We start from the raw sequence: 688 nt of genomic DNA on the forward strand, positions 1-688 counted from the left end.
AGATATCTGTGTTGGAGTTCCTGTGGCGAACAGATCGGAAAGTGCTATATCAGGACTCATAGGATTTTTTGTCAATACCATTGTTTTACGAAGTATAATAAGGTCATCAGTACCATTCACGCAAGTATTAGCCGAAGTTAAACAAACAGTATTGGGAGGATATGCTCATCAGGAAGTTCCCTTTGAAAAAATCGTAGATCGGGTGGTAAAAGGACGTGATTCGGGTAGAACACCACTGATACAAACTTTATTTTCATTACAGAATAATGAGCAGGTATCTATCTTACAATTAGGAGAGGCAAAAATTGAATTTGAAGAAGTGGCTACTGAAACATCAAAATTCGACCTAACATTAGATATAGTGGAAGGCTTGGGAGAACTTCAAGTGAGTTTTGATTATTGCACAGCCTTATTTAAAGAAGAAACCATCATTAGGATGGCAGGTCACTTTAAAGAGTTAATTATTTCGGTATTAACAGATGCTACCCAACTCGTTGGAAAGCTTTCTTTATTGACTTTTCAGGAATCGGAGCAACTCTTAGAAAGCTTCCATCCATCCTTTGATATAGTAAAGGCACCCGGGACGGTGGTAGATGTATTTAAAGCTCATGTGAGCAGTACTCCAAATGCGACAGCAGTTACCTTTGGAGAGGCTGGTTTAACCTATCAAGAGCTTGATGCCCGTTCA

At 39.1% G+C, this 688-nt stretch carries 1 protein-coding gene; it reads left to right on the forward strand.

The genetic code is table 11. The features are described 5' to 3' along the window. Positions 1-688, forward strand: a 688-nt coding sequence (locus WBG07_RS19395) for a condensation domain-containing protein (RefSeq protein ID WP_340203792.1), incomplete at both ends; no start/stop codon positions are given.

The sequence above is a fragment of the Ascidiimonas meishanensis genome (assembly GCF_037782385.1).
Lineage (GTDB): Bacteria > Bacteroidota > Bacteroidia > Flavobacteriales > Flavobacteriaceae > Ascidiimonas > Ascidiimonas meishanensis.